At 45.5% G+C, this 19139-nt stretch carries 15 protein-coding genes; 9 read left to right on the top strand and 6 right to left on the bottom strand.

Translation table 11 applies throughout. From position 1 onward, the window contains the following. The first annotated feature begins 10 nt into the window (after positions 1–10). The 4 genes from ABVF09_RS18300 to ABVF09_RS18285 all read left to right on the top strand — a co-directional run bounded on the left by ABVF09_RS18300 (position 11) and on the right by ABVF09_RS18285 (position 4714). On the top strand, positions 11–934 hold the full coding sequence (locus ABVF09_RS18300; protein WP_026772421.1) for a PLP-dependent cysteine synthase family protein: 924 nt from the start codon (positions 11–13) through the stop codon (positions 932–934). Next, positions 934–2067: a bifunctional cystathionine gamma-lyase/homocysteine desulfhydrase gene (locus ABVF09_RS18295; RefSeq protein WP_371069804.1), complete on the top strand. Its 1134-nt coding sequence runs from the start codon at positions 934–936 to the stop codon at positions 2065–2067. Before ABVF09_RS18300 ends, ABVF09_RS18295 begins: the two co-directional genes overlap by 1 nt. 404 nt (positions 2068–2471) lie before the next feature. After that, a complete protein-coding gene (locus ABVF09_RS18290; protein ID WP_153461614.1) occupies positions 2472–3848 on the top strand; it encodes a dipeptidase in 1377 nt (458 codons plus the stop codon). A gap of 398 nt (positions 3849–4246) precedes the next feature. After that, positions 4247–4714, top strand: a complete 468-nt coding sequence (locus ABVF09_RS18285; protein ID WP_026571880.1) for a PCYCGC motif-containing (lipo)protein — start codon at positions 4247–4249, stop codon at positions 4712–4714. Positions 4715–5055: 341 nt separating this feature from the next. On the opposite strand, the gene ABVF09_RS18280 is transcribed toward ABVF09_RS18285, so the two are convergent. Continuing rightward, entirely contained in the window at positions 5056–6366 is a 1311-nt protein-coding gene (locus ABVF09_RS18280) for a WD40/YVTN/BNR-like repeat-containing protein (protein ID WP_371069803.1), read from the bottom strand. 257 nt (positions 6367–6623) lie between these two features. On the opposite strand from ABVF09_RS18280, the gene ABVF09_RS18275 reads away from it, so the two are divergent. Further along, on the top strand, positions 6624–8033 hold the full coding sequence (locus ABVF09_RS18275) for a SpoVR family protein (RefSeq protein WP_026571881.1): 1410 nt from the start codon (positions 6624–6626) through the stop codon (positions 8031–8033). Positions 8034–8618: 585 nt separating this feature from the next. Here ABVF09_RS18275 and ABVF09_RS18270 read toward each other — a convergent pair. Together ABVF09_RS18270 and ABVF09_RS18265 are read right to left on the bottom strand one after the other, a co-directional pair. After that, positions 8619–9254, bottom strand: coding sequence for an FMN-dependent NADH-azoreductase (locus ABVF09_RS18270; protein WP_371069802.1), 636 nt, complete (start codon positions 9252–9254; stop codon positions 8619–8621). 173 nt (positions 9255–9427) lie between these two features. Then, complete coding sequence (locus tag ABVF09_RS18265) at positions 9428–9565, bottom strand: hypothetical protein (protein ID WP_162832898.1); 138 nt, start codon at positions 9563–9565, stop codon at positions 9428–9430. 382 nt (positions 9566–9947) lie between these two features. On the opposite strand from ABVF09_RS18265, the gene ABVF09_RS18260 reads away from it, so the two are divergent. From ABVF09_RS18260 to ABVF09_RS18245, 4 genes are all read left to right on the top strand, one after another. Further along, the gene (locus ABVF09_RS18260; RefSeq protein WP_026571883.1) at positions 9948–10805 is read left to right on the top strand and encodes an STAS domain-containing protein; all 858 of its coding nucleotides are present in this window, start codon (positions 9948–9950) and stop codon (positions 10803–10805) included. 586 nt (positions 10806–11391) lie between these two features. Beyond that, positions 11392–11760, top strand: a complete 369-nt coding sequence (locus ABVF09_RS18255; protein WP_371069801.1) for an ArsR/SmtB family transcription factor — start codon at positions 11392–11394, stop codon at positions 11758–11760. Further along, positions 11750–13873, top strand: a complete 2124-nt coding sequence (locus ABVF09_RS18250) for a heavy metal translocating P-type ATPase (protein ID WP_371069800.1) — start codon at positions 11750–11752, stop codon at positions 13871–13873. The genes ABVF09_RS18255 and ABVF09_RS18250 overlap by 11 nt, the downstream gene beginning before the upstream one ends. Before the next feature lie 790 nt (positions 13874–14663). Continuing rightward, positions 14664–15224 (top strand): GNAT family N-acetyltransferase, encoded by a 561-nt coding sequence (locus tag ABVF09_RS18245; RefSeq protein ID WP_026772418.1) that lies wholly within the window; start codon positions 14664–14666, stop codon positions 15222–15224. Between the two features lie 146 nt (positions 15225–15370). Here ABVF09_RS18245 and ABVF09_RS18240 read toward each other — a convergent pair whose 3' ends face one another. From ABVF09_RS18240 to ABVF09_RS18230, 3 genes are all read right to left on the bottom strand, one after another. Then, the gene (locus ABVF09_RS18240; RefSeq protein ID WP_153461624.1) at positions 15371–16309 is read right to left on the bottom strand and encodes an NAD-dependent epimerase/dehydratase family protein; all 939 of its coding nucleotides are present in this window, start codon (positions 16307–16309) and stop codon (positions 15371–15373) included. A 19-nt stretch (positions 16310–16328) separates the two neighbouring features. After that, positions 16329–17432: a glycosyltransferase gene (locus ABVF09_RS18235; RefSeq protein ID WP_153461626.1), complete on the bottom strand. Its 1104-nt coding sequence runs from the start codon at positions 17430–17432 to the stop codon at positions 16329–16331. Between the two features lie 178 nt (positions 17433–17610). Next, complete coding sequence (locus tag ABVF09_RS18230) at positions 17611–18990, bottom strand: NTTRR-F1 domain (protein ID WP_483314320.1); 1380 nt, start codon at positions 18988–18990, stop codon at positions 17611–17613. Positions 18991–19139: the final 149 nt, after the last annotated feature.

The raw sequence follows: 19139 nt of genomic DNA, 5'->3' as shown, positions 1-19139 counted from the left end.
GGAGGCCGACATGACTCGCTATCGAAATACTCAGGAGCTGATCGGTAACACCCCGCTAGTTGAATTGACCAAGTTCCCCCTTCCCGAGGGGGTTCGTTTTTTTGCAAAATTGGAGTTCTACAATCCCGGAGGCAGTATCAAAGACCGATTAGGCCAAGAGTTGATTAATGATGCACTCCGAAGCGGAAAAATAACGAATGGCGGAACCATCATCGAGCCGACTGCAGGCAATACCGGAATCGGTCTGGCTTTAGCTGCCATTGATAAAGATGTTTCGGTTACTTTTTGCGTACCGGAGCAATTTAGTATGGAGAAGCAGGAACTGATGAAGGCACTAGGCGCCACGATAGTTCATACCCCTACAGAAAAAGGGATGCGGGGTGCAATAGCCAAAGCGGAACAACTTGTCAGGGAGACCCCGAATAGTTATTCTCCGCAGCAGTTTGCCAACGATGCAAATCCAGCTACTTATTATAAGACGCTTGGTCCGGAAATTTGGCGCGATTTAGAGGGCGAAGTCGATGTGTTTGTAGCTGGAGCCGGTACAGGTGGCACATTCATGGGTACTGCGCGTTATTTGAAGGAGCAAAATCAAGCCGTGAAAACCGCCATCGTCGAGCCGGAGGGGTCGGTGATTGCCGGTGGAAAATCCGGTCCGCATAAGACCGAAGGAATCGGCATGGAGTTTCTTCCGGATTATATGGATCGTTCCTATTTTGACGCCATTCATACTGTCCCTGATGAAATCGCCTTCGATTATGTCAAAAAGCTGGCTGCCATGGAAGGGTTGCTGGTAGGAAGTTCTTCCGGAGCAGCTTGTTACGCCGGCTTACAAGAGGCATTGCAAGCAAAGCCTGGTACGAACATTGTCACGGTTTTTCCGGACAGCAGTGAACGATATTTGAGTAAACGCATCTATCAAGGAGGAGTATAATGAAGTCCAAAACAAAAGTTATTCATGCAGGTATTACAGGAGATGAAAAAACCGGCGCTGTTTCCGTACCGATTTATCAGGTGAGCACGTATGCCCAAGAGGCAGCCGGAAAACACACTGGATATGAGTATTCCCGTACCGGTAATCCGACTAGGCATGCGTTGGAAACGACGATAGCCGAGTTGGAAAACGGGAAAGCCGGGTTCGCTTTCGGTTCGGGTATGGCTGCAATCACTTCTGTCATGATGCTATTGAACAGCGGAGACCACATTGTCATGACCGATGATGTATACGGTGGTACGTATCGTCTAATGACTGGTGTATTGAACCGGTTTGAGTTAGACCATTCTTTTGTCGATACCAGTGATGTGGAGAAAGTGAAAGCAGCAATCAAGCCGAATACAAAAGCCCTTTATATCGAGACACCGACCAATCCGTTGTTAAAAATCACGGATTTGAAAAAAATGGCGGAAATAGCCAAGGAAAACGACCTTTTATTGATAGTGGACAATACTTTTGCCACTTCTTATTGGCAGCAGCCGATTGATTTAGGGGCAGATATTGTGCTCCACAGCGCAACCAAGTATGTCGGCGGCCACAGCGATGTCGTCGCAGGTTTGGTTGTCGTCAATTCCGATAAGTTGGCTGAAGACCTCCATTACATCCAGAATTCTGTCGGCGGTGTACTTGGACCACAGGATTCCTGGTTGTTGATGCGTGGAATCAAGACACTAGGACTGCGTATGGAAGCAGCTGAAAAGAACTCCCAAAAGCTGGTGGAGTTTCTGCAAAACCATCCGCAAGTCAGCACGATTTATTATCCAGGTCTTCCTGATCATAAGGGCCATGACATTGCCGAACAACAGGCCGATGGTTTCGGTGCCATGATTTCTTTTGACGTGGGCAGCTCTGAACAAGCAGACCAGGTTTTGTCTAAAGTGAAATACTTTACGATTGCTGAAAGCCTTGGAGCCGTTGAAAGTTTGATTTCTGTACCGGCGAAAATGACGCATGCATCAATCCCGAGAGAACGGCGCCTTGAACTTGGCATCACCGATGGGTTGATCCGGGTTTCTGTCGGCATTGAAGACAGCGAAGACTTGATCGACGATCTGAAACAAGCAATGGATTAATCAAGATACCAGAATCCCAGTCACAGTGCCGTTTACTGTGGTTGGGAGGCATGATGAATAGTTAAGAAAGCTTGACCAAAAGCATAGCGACCAGCACAAAAACCGAACGATTCTTCGTTCGGTTTTTGTTAGAAATAAGCAAACCATTCTAATCCTTCTCTAATGAATCGCGCTCCACTCCGATTCGAACCCCGCATCAAACAACAGCAAAAAAGAAGTTTATTGAATTCACCGAACGACTATGATTGACATTTTGCAATTTGCTCGATTTTTGCTTTGTGGCCACGCTTTTTCCCCAGCCTCTGATGTATAGGTAATGCTTCATAACCGGGACGGACTTTTTCTTTTCTTTTGCAAATTGTGCTAAAATAAAATCAGTTATGAAGCAAAGGATGTGGACCAATATGTCAAATAAAGTGTTAGCTTATTTACAAGATAATCGGGAACGTTTGTTGGACAAGTTAAACGAGTTCCTCTCGATTCCAAGTATTAGCACGGACAGTGTACATAAACCGGATGTGGCAGCGGCAGCTGATTTTGTATCGAATTACTTGTCGGAAATCGGCTTTACGAATGTAGAGGTGCAAGAAACGAAAGGGCATCCGCTTGTTTACGGAGAATGGAGCGGGGCAGGAGACGATGCCCCGACAGCTTTGTTGTACGGCCATTATGATGTCCAGCCTGCAGACCCGTTGGAATTATGGGAAAGTGAACCATTCAAGCCGGAAGTTCGAGATGGCAGACTTTATGCACGCGGAGCAAGCGATGATAAAGGACAAGTTTTCATGCATCTTGCCGTGTTTGAAGCTTACATGAAAACGGAAGGCTCCATGCCGGTCAATATCAAGGTCTGTATTGAAGGGGAGGAAGAGATCGGCAGCGAAAACCTTTATCAAGTGTTGGAAGATAAAAAAGAACAGTTTTCTGCCGACTTTGCGATCATCTCAGATTCGGGAATGGTGGACACCGGTCAGCCTACCGTATTATATGGGTTGAAAGGCTTCACCGGTTTGGAATTCACCGTGCATGGCCCAGCCAGTGACCTGCATTCAGGTATATACGGAGGGGTGGTCCGTAACCCTGCAATGGCTTTGGCTCACATGCTGGCATCATTAAAGGATGAGCAGGAAGTCGTGCAAGTGGACGGATTCTACGATGGAGTGGAAGAGCTGACAGAGGAAGAACGTAAGCTGATTGCCGACGTACCGGGTGAAAACTACCAGCAGACGACTGGAGTGGAAAAAACGGTTTCGGAAAAAGGTTTTACCGCCAAAGAGCATATGATGGCAAGACCGACAATGGAAATCAACGGTATGTTCAGCGGTTATCAAGGCGAGGGGACAAAAACAATCATACCTTCTTCGGCTACCGCAAAACTGACCTGCCGACTGGTACCAGGAATGGATCCTGACCAGATCCAGCAGCTCGTCATCGATCATCTGCATAAAAATCTGCCGGAGGGTGTGACGATGGATGTGAAGCCAGAACCGTTGTCAGCCAAAGCATACAAAGTAAATCCAGACCATCCACTGATTAAAATTGCAGGTGAATCGTTGCAAAAGGCTTTCGGAAAAGAAGCTGTTTACGCACGTCTTGGCGGATCCATTCCAGTTGTAGAATCAATAGATTCGATTTTCCATATGCCGGTGGTCCTCCTTGGGTTCGGGACCCCGGAAGATCGGTTGCACTCCCCGAACGAAAGCTTCCCATTGGAAAGCTTCGACAAAGGAATGGAGACACTCGTTTACTACTGGAATGAAGTGAAAAACACATCACTGTAAACGAAACAGACAGTGACAAAAGCATTGTGACCAACGTAAAAGCCGGGCGATTTCGTTCGGCTTTTTGATTTTAAAAAAAGTAAACGGTTCTATCCTTCACTTTTAAATAAAGCTACGTTCCACTCCGACAAAGTACTTCGCTTTCCGCGGGCACGGCTTCAGCTAAATAGGCAAAGAGAAGAGCCTAGCCAAATGGATTTTCAACTCACGCTCCTCCCGCTGGAGTCGGTGCACCTTGCCGGTTTGGATGCAGATTGTTTCCTTCTGACGTGATTTCCGTTCTGCCTACTGCCGTTACGAAAAGCCTGTATAGTTGTGAAGGTTTATTGAAACTCTTCGTAAAATTAATGCGGGAAGAGAGACAACGGTTATAATGAAGGGAAGGAGGAGGAGAAGGATTGAAGAAACTATCCATATATGTTTTCACAATGCTGATAGCCATGCTTGCATTAGTTGCATGCAGCAGTCAGAAAGCAGAAGAAGAGCTAGCTCCTAACCAGGAACTGACGGCAGGTATCACCCACCTTCCACAGTTTTTAGAAAATGCGTCGGAAGACTTACAGAAGGTATATCAATCAGCGGCAGAGCACCAAGAGCTCCTTGAACAAATCCCTTGTTATTGCGGATGCGGCGATGCTTCTGTCGGTCATCAAGACAACTATGATTGCTTTGTTCATGAGGTGAAAGATGACGGAAGGGTTGTCTGGGATACGCATGGAATCGGCTGTCAGGTATGCATCGATACAGCAGTATATTCAATCAGTGAATACAGGAAAGGAACCGATATCTCAGCCATCCGTAAAGCGATTGACAACACCTATCAAGACTTGGATTACCCAGAACCGACCCCGACTCCGGATGTTTGAAATATTTATAAAAAAGGTAATCAAAAACAGACTGGGACATAAGGATCATGACTAAAATAAAAGCCGAACGTTTCTGCATCTCGTTCGGCTTTTATCGGTTTTCTCATAACTCATTTTAGCAAATAGCCAACCGCTTTTGCTTTCTGAGGAAGTGGAAGCCGTAACCGTGGAATGGATAGTATCTTGCCGTAGCGATGCGAAGCACGCATCAAACAACAGGATAAAAGACAACATACAAATAAAACCGAGCGAATTTAATTAGCTTTAGAATTCGTTCGGTTTTGCTTTGGCGGTCATGCTTTTGCTCGGCCGCTTTTTCTGATGCTGATTTCAAAAGCATTTCAATCGGGGATAAGCACGCCGTCAGGATCGACCAAACCTGCAAAAGACCACGTCTTGCCGTTATCATCAGAAGAAAACTTCGCCAGTACGTTGCCGCCGAGGAAGTCGCCTTGCGGACCTTGATTGACTAACAATGTACCTTTCTCACCTTCGAATACAGGAATCTCCGCTTGTGTGAAATAGCCTTGATATTCTTCTGGTATCGGAATTTCCACCCGTTCCCAATTTTCCCCGCCATCACTCGTCCTGTATAAATTCGGTTCAGGTGGATTGGCTTCTGTCCGATATTCACCGAACGAGATAAATCCCAGCTTGTTATCAACAAATCCGCCGTCCGTCACCAAAGCATGGGTGTATTCTACGGAACCTGTCTGATACCATGACTGACCACCATCATATGTTTTCCATATAAAATGCGCTTCGCTGCTCATCGTCTTATCTCCAGTTACGATGAGGTAGCCATCCTGCCCGGAGGTAAAGCCGAGAAGGGTGAGACGTAAAACGGGCAGCTTGTCGGATACCAGCACTTCTTCCCAAGTCTTTCCTTTATCATTGCTTATAAGTAAGCTCAAATCTCTTTGTCCTCCAAGTACAAATGCTGTTACCTCGGGTGTGATGACATAACTCCCTTCCCTCAAAGACGAGTCTGCGGCACGGTCACTGCTAAATAGTTCTTCCGACGCAACAGGTACTGTCTGCCAGTCTTCTCCATTATTATACGTGATTTCCAAAGAGCTGCCGCTCACTCGGTAAGCGGTTTTATCAGTGGAGTCTTCTATTCCCAGATTTTTTTGATAGTCTTCCAGCGTTTCAACGGGCGGGAGACCGATCTGGGTATCATCTGATTTCTCGATGGACGTTATGCTGTATTTTAAACCGTCCTTTTTCTCAATTCCGAGCTTCCAAACTAGATTGGAAACCACTCCATTTTCATTCGGATCGCCCCAGCTGTTAGCTGTTTTTTTCGCACCTTCAGGTAACTGGACCTGGAATATTACCGCTACAACGAAAGAATTTTCGTCACCTGATATTTTGGTGAATCTAGTGAAGCTGGCATTAGCGACTGTGCCATCACTTTTCAATTGCTGCATGAAATCGAACCAAAGCCGGTAGGCAATGGTTTCTGCTTTGTTATCGCGCTCCTCTACTTGTACCGTGTAAGGAAGTTCGCCGTTTATGTCTGTTTTTGTTTCTTGTTTTTCTGGTACTTGCTCATCCTGTTCTTCATCTTGGTTTCGTATTTGGACCACAACCGCAATAACAAGTAACACGAATATAAAAAGTATGAGCATCCATTTTGCATTTTTCATCCTGGTCATCCTTCATTCTTTGTATTGAAAATCTTTCATTACCCCCTCCTAGGGGATAGGGAAACAGTAAAGTTTGATAAGCAAAGACATATAGAGTTTAACATAAATATCCAATCATCAAGTGATATTTTTCGAAATGAAAAGAGGCAGGAAGAAAAATTGCACAATAGCTCAATCCAGTGTTCTTCTTTTCCCTTCATCATTGATTATCGTCGTACATATATTGAGATAACATCACCATAAAGGGGAGATCATTGTTGAAACAAGCGGACCAAAACTCGCTGGAAAGAGCAATTGATGAGATAACGGAAATTGCCGAAGGATTTGGCCTCGATTTTTATCCAATGCGTTATGAAATTTGTCCGGCGGAAGTGATCTATACATTTGGCGCCTACGGAATGCCGACGAGATTTTCCCATTGGAGCTTTGGCAAGCAGTTTCACAAAATGAAGCTTCAATATGATTTAGGCTTGAGTAAAATCTATGAGCTTGTCATCAACTCGAATCCCTGTTATGCTTTTCTGCTCAATTCCAATAGTCTGATTCAAAATAAATTGATTGTCGCACACGTTCTCGCTCATTGCGACTTCTTTAAAAACAATGTACGTTTCCAAAATACCAACAGAGATATGGTCGAAAGCATGTCAGCTACAGCCGAGCGGATTGCAGCTTATGAAAAAGAACATGGACAGGAGGAAGTGGAGGCGTTCCTCGATGCGGTACTTGCCATTCAAGAACACATTGATCCCAGGCTGATCAAACCAAAACTCGATTGGGATAAGGATGAACCGGAGGAAGAGTTGCCGGATAAAACAACTCCATACGATGACTTGTGGAGCTTGGATGATAAATCGCAGAAGAATGATCGACCGAAGAAAAAAAAGGCATTCCCTCCGAAACCGGAAAAGGACTTGCTTTTGTTCATAGAAGAATACAGCCGTACACTGGAAGACTGGCAACGAGATATCCTGACGATGATGCGGGAAGAAATGCTTTATTTTTGGCCACAACTGGAAACGAAAATCATGAACGAAGGTTGGGCATCCTACTGGCATCAGCGTATTTTGAGGGAAATGGACCTGACCAGCGATGAATCGCTCGAATTTGCAAAATTGAATGCCGGAGTTGTCCAGCCGTCAAAAACACAAATAAATCCATATTATTTAGGGGTGAAAATGTTTGAGGATATTGAGGAGCGCTTTAATCATCCAAGTGAGGAAATGACCAGGTGGGGAGCAGAACCGGGGAAAGGTCGGGAAAAAATATTTGAAGTCAGGGAAATCGAATCGGATATATCATTCCTCCGCAACTATATGACTAAGGAGTTCGTTCATCGGGAAGATATGTATTTGTTTCAAAAACAAGGCCACGAATACAAGATTACCGATAAAGACTGGGAAGCAGTCAGAGATCAGTTGATCACCATGCGGGTGAATGGCGGATTTCCTTACATTACCGTACAGAATGGCGACTACTTGCGAAACGGTGAGCTCTATTTAAAGCATCATTATGAGGGAGTGGAACTCGATCTGACTTATTTAGAGCGGACGCTGCCATACATCTATAAGCTTTGGGGAAGGAACGTACACATGGAAACAGTAGTTGAAGACAAAGCGGCCTTGTTCAGCTACGAAGGCAACAAAGTATATAAAAAGTATCTGACATGAAAAGGGGCAAGGACAAAATCGCGACCAAAATAGAAACCGAACGATCCCACGATTCGTTTGGTTTCTTGTTAGAAAAAAGCAAACCACTTCTATCCTTCTCTTATGTCGAGCTCCACTCCGGCAAGGAACTTCGCTTTCCGCGGGCACGGCTTCAGCTAACTTGGCAAAGCGCTTTGCCAAGTGGATCTTCAGCTCGCGCTCATCCCGCAGGAGTCTGCGCACCTTGACTCCGTTGCATGAAGAGGATTTCTCCTCTAGGGTATTTGTGTCTTGCTTAGTTAGTTGCCATAACGGGTGAAAAGCTAAGTCGCATGGAAACTAGGGGCACCTTTCTTTTTATGCTATTGGTTCGCGCCCTTCAATTTCTGAAGCATTAAGGACCCTTCTCATGCTGGTTTTTCTTGGTCACTGTTTAGGGATTGCACAGTATCTTGCCGTAGCGATATGAATCATGCATCAAATAACGGGATAAAAGGGAGTTTATTGAAGGCACAAGTAAAAACCGAACGAATATGATTGACATTCGAATCCGCTCGGTTTTGGAATTGGTGCTATGCTTTTGTCTCGGCCGCTTTCTATACAGGTTTAAAAAGTACGGGCCAGTTCTTTTGCACGGGCAATACCATCAGCTTTGATTCCGTCTGCTTTCTCTGGCATTGCTGCATGCCCTTCGATAAACAATCCTTCAAAGGAAGGGACACCGAAGAAATCCATGATAATGCTCAAATAACGGTGGCCCATTTCCAACTCGGCCGCCGGTCCTTCAGAATAGATGCCGCCGCGGGCCTGGATATGCAATGCTTTTTTGTCCGTCAAAAGACCGATTGGCCCTTCTTCTGTATATTTGAACGCTTTTCCTGCAACCGCCACGGAATCAATGTAGGCCTTCATCAAAGGCGGGAAAGAGAAATTCCAGAACGGTGTCACGAAAATGTACTTATCAGCTTGGATGAATTGTTCGCTCAATTCCGAAAGACGTCCGACTTTGGCTTGCTCCTCCTTCGAAAGCTCCTCAAATCCTTTCCCTGAACGGAGTTTCCCCCAGCCTTGAAAAACATCGGCATCAATATAAGGGATATGTTCTTTATATAAATCAATAGTGACAATTTCGTCCTCCGGATTTTCCTGCTGATATGTTTCGATGAATGCCCTGGCAGCAGCCATACTGAACGATTGTGTTTCATCGTGGGGATGGGCTGTGATGTATAAAACCTGTGTCATTGAACTCACCTTTCTGTTTTGAATAGGATTAGTGTGATATTTAGCAAGTAAAAACATACATGGTTATTACCTTGAATTAAAGATAAACAATCCAAGGTAACATGGTAATGCATTGTCGTTTTGTCTGTCAATTGAAAAGGACCAGCCGATTCAACGGCTGGTCCTTGGCATTATTATTTCCCTACATACGGATTCCCGCTTATGTTTTTTCTTGCTTCATCCGATATTTTGAAAGGTTCCGGTTTCGTCGCTTTATCCAGCGTGACTGGTGGAGTTCCGCTGCCGTCGTAATGCAAAGGCTTTTGTTCCATGTAAAAACCTCCTTTTAGTAGTTCTATTATATCAGAAAACGGTTACAAGATGGTCCTTTTTATTTTACCCTAAGTCCCTTTTTCCATACTTTGTTGCTTTTTGGATCAAAATGCTTTGTGATAAGCTGGCTTGTTATGGGAGTTGGTGCAGGGCTGCAGAACATTGTACGAACTAAGTAATATTGCTTCGGAAACCTCGTTCATGACTTTTAGGAGAAAAGACCCCTTCTATTGGAGACCAGCCTTCATCAGAAGGTAAGCTGGAAACAAGGCGCATCCTTATAAATATTGCCAATAGTTATGATAAACTTGGAAACAAGTGAATGTGTCGGAAGATGGAAGGAAAAAAATTATCAATGTTTTTTAAAAGGGGTAGAGAAATATGTCTAAACAGGACGAATGGCTTTATCAATATCTAGTCGATAATGCTGCTTCGATTACGGAGAAGTGGCTTCAAACACGAAAAAACAAAAATGGTTCCATATATTCGGTTAATTCGGAGGATAGTGTGGAAAATATGCTGCGGGAACAGAACAGAATGACAATAGAAGCAGTCAGCAGTTCATTGCTTGCAGATGAAGGGACGGTTAATAAGCAAGTCGACGAATGGGCAAAAACAGTCGGAGAAAGCAGGGTCGATTCCGACACGCCTATTTATGAAGTAATAGAAGCAGTGAATAAGGCTGAAAGCGTATTTATGGAATTTGTCCTGCACTTTATTGAAGAAAATGAAGACGTTGTTCGTAAGGAAGATATCCTAAGGTGGAATCGCCAGGTGAATTCAGCTTTCAATCAAATGGTCACAAAGTTCTCCGAAGTGTATTATCAGCTTACCAGACAGCGGCTTTTCTCTCAACAGGAATTGATTCATCAGTTAAGCACTCCAATCATTCCGGTTTTCGAAAACATGGCTATTGTTCCATTGATTGGTGAAATGGATTCCTATAGAGCCAAGTTTGTCATGGAGACTATTCCAGGTAAGTGTGTGGAAAATCAGGTAGAGCACTTGTTTATCGACCTGTCCGGTATGCCGGCGATTGATACGATGATCGCTCAGCAAATTTATCAGCTGACAAGTATGTTGAAGTTGTTGGGTATTTCATCCACCATTTCGGGAATCAGGCCGGAAGTGGCACAAACCGCAATCCAATTGGGAATCGATTTTGAAAGTACAGGTACATACAGTTCATTGAAACAGGCACTGCTGACTGCAGGATTAAATATAACAGCAGAGCAGTGATGAAGACAAAGGACCGACAAAAGCGTTGTGACCAAAATAGAAGCCGGACGATTCCACATAATCGTCCGGCTTCCTTGGTTAGAAAAGAGCCACCGTTTTGCCCTTCTTTTATTTATGACTCCCGCAAGGAACTTCGCTTTACTCAGGCATGACTTCAGCTAACTTGGAAAGGAATACGGTTCTGCCTATTGCTGTTACGGGGTAGAAAGCTATTCCTGTAACAAGGTGTACTTATTTTTATATGCTGTTGGTTCGCATCCTTCAATTCCCGAAGAATAATGCGCCCATATGTTGATTTTTCGTCTTCTTCACTGTTTAGATATCTATTAGCCGATAGAAAAATACGTCTAAACATCCTGCTCTTATCACCTGGAAATCAGACCGCTAAAATGGAGCGGAGGCAAGATACGGAAACTCCTACGGGAACAGTACGAGCTGTCTTTTTGCTCTGGTGGCCGTGCTTTTGTCCTGGTCACTTTTCAGTAGGAATGCCGTTTCTAAAACATTATAATGAACGTTTGAATGTAGAGTGGATATCATATAAAATAAAGATATTCAAATATCAGTTTGAATAAGGAGGGTGGCAATGGCGAACGATCGCTGTGATATATATTGCTATAACGAAGAAACGGTCAATCGAGTGAAAAATAAAATGGACAGTGAAGACATTACCGGGATAGTAAAAGTGTTCAAAGCAATGGCGGATGAAAAACGGGCTAAAATTGTTTTTGCTTTATCCCAAGAGCAAGAGCTTTGTGTTTGCGATGTGGCTAATATCATTGGGACTTCCGTCGCAACCGCTTCCCATCATCTCAGGAACTTGCGGAAAATGGGGCTGGCCAACTACCGTAAGCAGGGAAAGCTTGTGTTTTATTCGTTAGAAAGTGAATCAATGGTTCAATTACTAGTGCAATCATTTACCTCTAATGAAGGGGTGGTGGCAAATGGAAGATAAGCGGATGAATGAAGATGAAAAAAAGGTTTACCGTGTACAGGGTTTTACCTGAGCTGGCTGTGCCGGAAAGTTCGAAACGAACGTTAAACACCTGGATGGTGTTTCAGATGCAACTGTTAATTTTGGCGCTGCAAAACTTACAGTATATGGAGATGCTTCCATTGAACAATTAGAAAAGGCGGGAGCATTTGAAAATTTAAAAGTGATGGAAGAACATGAACAATTTACAAAGGACCGGCGCCCATTCTGGAAACAAGAAGCGAACCTGCCCGTTCTGTTGGCATTGCTGTTTCTTATAGCGGCTTGGATTTCTGGAAAAGTGCAAATGGGCCAAGGCTTCATTCCGGTTTTATTATATGGTATATCAATCTTGACAGGTGGGTATAAGCTGTTAATCCAAGGGTTGAAGAATCTGGCTGCATTTCAATTTGACATGAGGACGTTAATGACTGTAGCGGTAATTGGAGCAGCTGCAATCGGTGAATGGGGAGAGGCGGCGGTTGTCGTCATCCTATTTGCGGTTAGTGAAGCTTTGGAATCCTACTCGATGGATAAAGCGAGAGAATCTATCCGGTCATTGCTGGACATAGCACCGAAGCAGGCGCTGATCCGAAGGAACGGAAAGGAAATTTCTGTTTCCGTTGATGACATTCAAGTGAGCGATCTAATGCTGGTGAAGCCTGGCCAGAAGCTCGCGATGGATGGGGTAGTCGTAAAAGGGACCTCCGCCGTCAATCAGGCGGCAATCACCGGGGAGTCCGTTCCTGCTTTCAAAGAAACAGGCAGTACTGTTTATGCGGGAACCTTGAATGAAGATGGATATTTGGAGGTCGAAGTCACTAAACTGGCGAAAGACACGACGCTGGCCAAGATCATTCATTTAGTGGAAGAAGCTCAAGCGGAACGGGCTCCGTCCCAGGCATTTATTGATAAATTTGCTGCCTGGTACACTCCGGCTATCATTTTGTTTGCCTTGATACTTGCGGTTGTTCCGCCTCTTTTTTTCGGAAGTTGGCACGATTGGCTGTACAGAGGTCTTGCAGTTCTCGTAGTCGGTTGTCCTTGCGCATTGATTGTATCCACTCCTGTTTCCATTGTCACGGCAATCGGACACGCTGCAAAGCATGGGGTGCTTATCAAGGGCGGCGTTTATTTAGAGAAGGCCGGTGCCTTGTCGGCAATTGCTTTTGATAAAACGGGTACGTTGACAAAAGGGGTGCCGGAAGTGACCGATACTTTCCCTTTTTCAGATCAGACGGACAAAGAATTACTCCTTATTGCAGCTGCATTGGAGAAAAAATCTGGACATCCGCTGGCAGCGGCTGTCACTCGTCATGCAGACAAAGAGTTATTAGAATATCGACACTTGCCAGTAGAGGATTTTTCTTCGATGACAGGGCAAGGGGTAAAAGGCCGCATAAAAGGGATAGAATACTATTTAGGAAGTCCGAATCTATTGGCGGGGATGGTGGATATATCCCGGAAGCTTTCCAATCAAATCCTGGCCTTGCAACAGAAAGGGAAAACAGTACTTGTGCTGGGTACCGACAAGGAGCTGCTTGGATTGATCGCTGTTGCCGATAGTATCAGGGAATCAAGCAAGGCGTCTATTGAAAAACTACACACTTCTCAGATTAAAACCGTCATGCTGACAGGGGATAATTCAGAAACGGCACGATCGATTGCCGAGCAGCTTGGAATCGACGAAGTGCAGGCAGAACGGATGCCGGAGGAAAAACTGGAATATATTAAGCAAATGCAGAAGGAACAGGATGTTGCCATGGTCGGGGATGGCATCAATGATGCACCGGCGCTGGCCGCGTCATCGGTAGGAATTGCCATGGGAGGCGCGGGTACAGACACAGCGCTTGAGACAGCTGATATTGCTTTGATGGCTGATGATTTGGAAAAACTCCCGTTCACCATGGAATTAAGCAGGAGAACGTTGCAAATCATTAAACAGAATGTCTCTTTTGCTTTATTGATCAAGCTTGTCGCCCTGCTATTGGTTATACCGGGGTGGCTTACACTCTGGATGGCGATTTTCGCAGACATGGGCGCAACCTTGATTGTGACCTTGAACGGCCTTCGTCTGCTCAAGGTGAAAGAATAGTACTTCTAAGGACCTCCTAGATCGTCAGGGAGGTCTTTTGCTTCTTTACAGGGTCTTCGGACGCGTGCTGTCCCCATAGATATTTCTCGTTGTACCAGGCGAATCAAGAAACAATGTCTCGTACACTGTTTATAAACAGGAAGCTGTTCTTAGTGAAGGAAATACCCGGAGACTCCTGCGGGAGGAAAGGCCTCGGTGAGATTCCGCAGAGCGTCAGCTCGAGGAAGCTCACCAGCCGCCCGCGGAAAGCGCAGGGTATTTTCGGAGCGGTGAACTCCCACTCAATAAAAGGCAGCATACGGAGACTCCTTATCAAAAGACATAGCTAGGTAAACAAAGAAAAACTCCAAAAGAAGGAGAAAGACGGAACCCAAATTGTTTTTTATAAAGAGAATTAAACATTTTATTACAAGCGTTTTGAAGATGTCTTGTTGGGTCTCAAGGAGTTTCTATCCTTGCGATAATCAGCATACTTCTTAGCGCAGGTAGCATACGTAACTCCAGCGGGAACAGCGCGAGCTGAAGATCCACTTGGTAAAGCGGTTTTCTTGACCAAGTTAGCTGAAGCCGTGCCCGCGGAAAGCGAAGTATGCTACCGAAGCGTTGGTTAACACGCTTCTTTTAATAGGCAATGGCACTTCACATAACAGTTTCTGCGTAAGTTATGTTAAATGCGCTGGTAAACAAGCAGCAAAGCATGCGGAATGCGGATGGATCAGGTTAGAAGAGATTGAAGCCGTGGGGAAGTATGGTAAACTGATAGAAATACAAAAAGATAGAGGGGATTTTTGTGTTTACCTATCAAGTAGACGACGAGATACAATTAAAATTGATGGAGTTAAGCGATGCCGAAGAGCTTTTTGCGCTGACAGACAGTTCCCGTGATTACTTGCGCGAGTTTTTGCGGTGGGTCGACGGGACGACCACGGAAGAGGATACACAAGCATTCATTCAGTCTGGCTTGCAGCATTTTGCAGATAACAAGAGCCTCACCACCGCGATACTATACCAGGGGAAAATCGCAGGAGTGATTGGATTCCATGAAATCAGTTGGAACAATAAAAGTGCTTCAATCGGTTATTGGCTGGGAGAAAACCATCAAGGAAAAGGAATAATGAGCAGGTCCGTGAAAGCATTGACCAGTTATGGATTTGACAGGCTTGATTTGAACCGGATTGAAATCCGGGCTGCAGCCGAGAATGTGAAGAGCAGGGCGATACCGGAGAAATTGGGATTTACCAAGGAAGGGTGTATCAGACAGGCTGAGTGGCTTTATGATCACTTTGTTGATCACGTTGTGTATGGCATGCTCGCAACAGAATGGCCGTATGAATACAAAAAAAATTCGTAACGGTAAAGCCTGTAGCGTAGATTGTCGATTCTTCGTTACAGGCTTTTTAATCTTGTTGTTTCTACCAGACAGGTAATAAAATGGAGAAGAGTACGTCAGAGCTTTTCCGGATTTTTCGCACAAGGTATTGCTTTTTCAATCGGTTGTCACTGATTTTTCAACCATTCGTAGGTATTTTTCAATCCCTTTTCCAAGGAGTGCTCAGGATTCCATCCTAATTCTGTTTTGATTTTTTTGGTATCAAGACAACGATTTGTAACGGTGTCGATTGTCCGTTCAGGCTGATACTCAAACGGGCTGTCACTTCCGGTGATGTCTTTTATGGATACTGCTAACCGATGGATAGTAGTTTCTCTGCCAGTCCCAACATTAAATACGTTTCCTGCTGCTTCCGGATGAGAAGCAGCTTTGCGAATAGCATCGATGCCATCTGAAATATAGGTGAAGTCACGGGTCTGTTCACCACTCCCATATATGATCAGCGGTTCTCCTGCAGCTGCTGCTTCAAAAAACTTGGCCACCACTCCGCAATAGGGATTGACTGCAAGTTGGCCAGGTCCATATAGATTGGATAATCTTAAAATAGTAAACGGAAGCCTGGATAAGTGGTGAAAAACATGACAATAATGCTCCATGGAAAATTTGCTTGCTGCATACGGCATGGAAATATCATAATAGCTTTCCGGGGTAGGAAGAATATCGGCATTGTTGTAAACCGAGGCGGTCGAAGTATACACAAACCGTTTGATTTTTGGATTTAATTCCATCGTTTTTTTCAATAAACAATATCCCCCGAATAGATTTGTCTGAAAGTCGGCTTCGATATCATCGACAGAAAGCAGTAAGTTGCGGCAGGCTAAATGAAATATATAATCGACTTGCGGAAGAACTTCTTCCAGAACTTCCTGGTCGGTAATGGAAGCTTTATAAAAAGAAACCTTGTTTGACTGTGGAAGAGATTCCTTGCGGCCGGTTGAAAGGTCATCAATTATATAGAGATGATCCGTTTCGGGAAGAAGGTCAGCAGCTAGCTGTGAGCCCACAAAACCGGCGCCTCCGGTAATCAATACGTTACCCAAAGACATTTTCAACATTACCTCCCCTTTAGTTCAATTCAGCAGTTTCATGCTGATTGATACCTAGCTTCTTTTCTAATAACTCTTTGTTAAATATAATTTTCTTATCATTCGGACGGTACTCTCTTGCTTTTTCGTTATGCTCATAAGACTTTTCAAAATCCTGCAGATTGTAATAGCAGACACACATTTGCAAATGTGGATACCAAGTAGCGTATGCGGGGTAGGTAAAACTCCACTTATTGGGATCGGTTTCCAATTTTGTCGCTAAGTCATACCAGTAGACTGCTGTTTTGTAATCTTGTTGGCGTTGAAAGTTAAAGCCTATGCGACTGCATGTTTCGGGACGGGGGAGTTTAGAAAACTGGAAAGAGCGGAATAAAGATTCCAATTCTTTAACGGTATCTCCCAAATGACGGTGGCAATCCGCCTTGTTTATACAGGCGTACACTTTGTCCTCTATCCAGCCATCTTCCATGGCTATATTTTTTTCGTAACTTTCAATCGCTTTTTCATAGTGACCATTTTCTCTTAACTCATTTCCATAATAAAAATAGTCGCGGGGAGAAAAGGTATCTCCTCTATCCAACTTTTTCTGATAGATCGACAGATTACGACCTACTGAATGTCGGATTTTCTTGTGTGTGACCGCTACATCAGAATTGATGATATTACCATAAACCTCCAGATATTGATGGCAGTCGCCTTTCCACTTAAAGTTCCGACTCCTTTTTACGAGACGGTTTCTTCTGTATTGAAGGGTTACATTTCCGTATTCATCCATGCCGGCATTGTAATACATCGATACCGAATCAACTTCAGGGTTCAACGTTTCCTTCAGTTTTTTTAATTTTTTCCGGTCTTCTTCCAAAATGACATCATCCGCGTCTAAATATAAAATATAATCTTTGGTAGCATGCTTGAATGATTCATTTCGGGCTGCTGCAAAATCCCCGATCCACTCAAAGTAAAAAACTCGATCTGTATATTGCCGGGCTATATTTACCGTGTTGTCGTTGGAACCAGTATCTACTATATTGATTTCATCTACGATATCCTTGATGGAATCCAGACATCTGGCGAGCACCGCTTCTTCATTCTTCACTATCATACATAAACTAATAGAAATCATACTTATTCCCCTTTCGGATTATGATGCTGCACATATTCCTCCTGTTGTTAACTTATTTGAAAAGGCAGGAAGTGGTTTGTATAAAAACCTAACTTGAACAAAAAGGCAAATAACTAATGGAACTTCAGAAAAAGAAAAAGGTGTTGAATGATCAACACCTTTTTCAAATTTTTATTGCTTAAGGCCCCGTAGGTCCAGTAGGCCCCGTAGGTCCAGTAGGCCCCGTAGGTCCAGTGGCGCCCGTAGGCCCGGTAGCACCCGTCGGTCCGGTGGCACCCGTCGGTCCAGTAGCGCCCGTAGGCCCGGTAGCACCCGTCGGTCCGGTGGCACCCGTAGGTCCAGTGGCGCCCGTAGGCCCGGTAGCACCCGTCGGTCCGGTGGCACCAGTAGGTCCGGTAGCGCCCGTAGGTCCGGTGGCACCCGTAGGCCCGGTAGCGCCCGTCGGTCCGGTGGCACCCGTCGGTCCAGTAGCGCCCGTAGGCCCGGTAGCACCCGTCGGTCCAGTAGCGCCCGTAGGCCCGGTAGCACCCGTCGGTCCGGTGGCGCCCGTAGGTCCGGTAGCGCCCGTCGGTCCAGTGGCACCCGTAGGCCCGGTAGCACCCGTCGGTCCGGTGGCACCCGTAGGCCCGGTAGCGCCCGTAGGTCCGGTGGCACCCGTAGGCCCGGTAGCACCCGTAGGTCCGGTAGCACCCGTCGGTCCAGTGGCACCCGTCGGTCCGGTAGCACCGGTAGGTCCGGTAGCACCCGTCGGTCCAGTAGCGCCCGTAGGTCCGGTGGCACCCGTAGGTCCGGTAGCACCCGTCGGTCCAGTAGCACCCGTAGGCCCGGTAGCACCCGTAGGTCCGGTGGCACCCGTAGGCCCGGTAGCGCCCGTAGGTCCGGTGGCACCGGTAGGTCCGGTAGCGCCCGTAGGCCCGGTAGCACCGGTAGGTCCGGTAGCGCCCGTCGGTCCAGTGGCACCGGTAGGTCCGGTGGCACCCGTAGGTCCGGTGGCACCGGTAGGTCCGGTAGCACCCGTCGGTCCAGTAGGCCCCGTCGGTCCGGTAGGCCCTATTGGTCCAGTCGGTCCAACTCCGTCACCGCCTTCGGCAGAGAGTAGCTCTACGTCATCTACTAATACAGCGGGAGCAGTAAGAGCGCTGACAGGCTTGCTGATAATCACTTGTGCTTGAGTAGTGCCTGCAGGGGCTGGTTCGGTATTTTGATAGAAATTATGCCAAGTACCATTGTTGACAAATGGGATATTGCCAAAGAAAATTTCTGTTTCCAATCCCGTTCCAACTACTGTATTTGCTGCATTTAAGAACAATACTTGAATGTTGATAACAGGGCTTGGATTGGTTGTTGTTTTGGCAAGAGAGACAAGCAATTCATATCTTTCCCCGGCGGTGGCAGCAACTGTTTGGGAAAGAGATGCTTCAGCAGCTCCGCTAGCAAGCCGGGCTGAGTGAAATCCCGAATGGGCCTGGCCGTATACCACGGTGGTGTTTACAGCGTTCCATCCGGTAAGGTCACCTGTCTCAAAACTGCTATTTACAATAAGGTCATTTAGTGACAAGTGTCTTTTTCCTCCTTATCCTTCAGATTTGAGAAACTAGTAATACTAGCAAACTCACCATATACTATGTCGCTTCCGTTAGCTTGTTCAGGCTAATGTTGCTGATATATCGCACATTTTCATTTCTATGCTCCTGTGCTTGCTTAGTA

The sequence above is a fragment of the Sediminibacillus sp. JSM 1682029 genome (genome assembly GCF_041366435.1).
Taxonomy (GTDB): domain Bacteria; phylum Bacillota; class Bacilli; order Bacillales; family Amphibacillaceae; genus Sediminibacillus; species Sediminibacillus terrae.
Note: the sequence above shows the minus strand (reverse complement) of the source record. Positions and strands in the feature narration are given on the sequence as shown.

Coding starts and splice junctions, on each gene's coding strand:
- ABVF09_RS18300 (WP_026772421.1), top strand. CDS start 11: ATGACTCGCTATCGAAATACTCAGGAGCTGATCGGTAACACCCCGCTA.
- ABVF09_RS18295 (WP_371069804.1), top strand. CDS start 934: ATGAAGTCCAAAACAAAAGTTATTCATGCAGGTATTACAGGAGATGAA.
- ABVF09_RS18290 (WP_153461614.1), top strand. CDS start 2,472: ATGTCAAATAAAGTGTTAGCTTATTTACAAGATAATCGGGAACGTTTG.
- ABVF09_RS18280 (WP_371069803.1), bottom strand. CDS start 6,366: ATGAAAAATGCAAAATGGATGCTCATACTTTTTATATTCGTGTTACTT.
- ABVF09_RS18270 (WP_371069802.1), bottom strand. CDS start 9,254: ATGACACAGGTTTTATACATCACAGCCCATCCCCACGATGAAACACAA.
- ABVF09_RS18265 (WP_162832898.1), bottom strand. CDS start 9,565: ATGGAACAAAAGCCTTTGCATTACGACGGCAGCGGAACTCCACCAGTC.
- ABVF09_RS18260 (WP_026571883.1), top strand. CDS start 9,948: ATGTCTAAACAGGACGAATGGCTTTATCAATATCTAGTCGATAATGCT.
- ABVF09_RS18255 (WP_371069801.1), top strand. CDS start 11,392: ATGGCGAACGATCGCTGTGATATATATTGCTATAACGAAGAAACGGTC.
- ABVF09_RS18240 (WP_153461624.1), bottom strand. CDS start 16,309: ATGTCTTTGGGTAACGTATTGATTACCGGAGGCGCCGGTTTTGTGGGC.
- ABVF09_RS18235 (WP_153461626.1), bottom strand. CDS start 17,432: ATGATTTCTATTAGTTTATGTATGATAGTGAAGAATGAAGAAGCGGTG.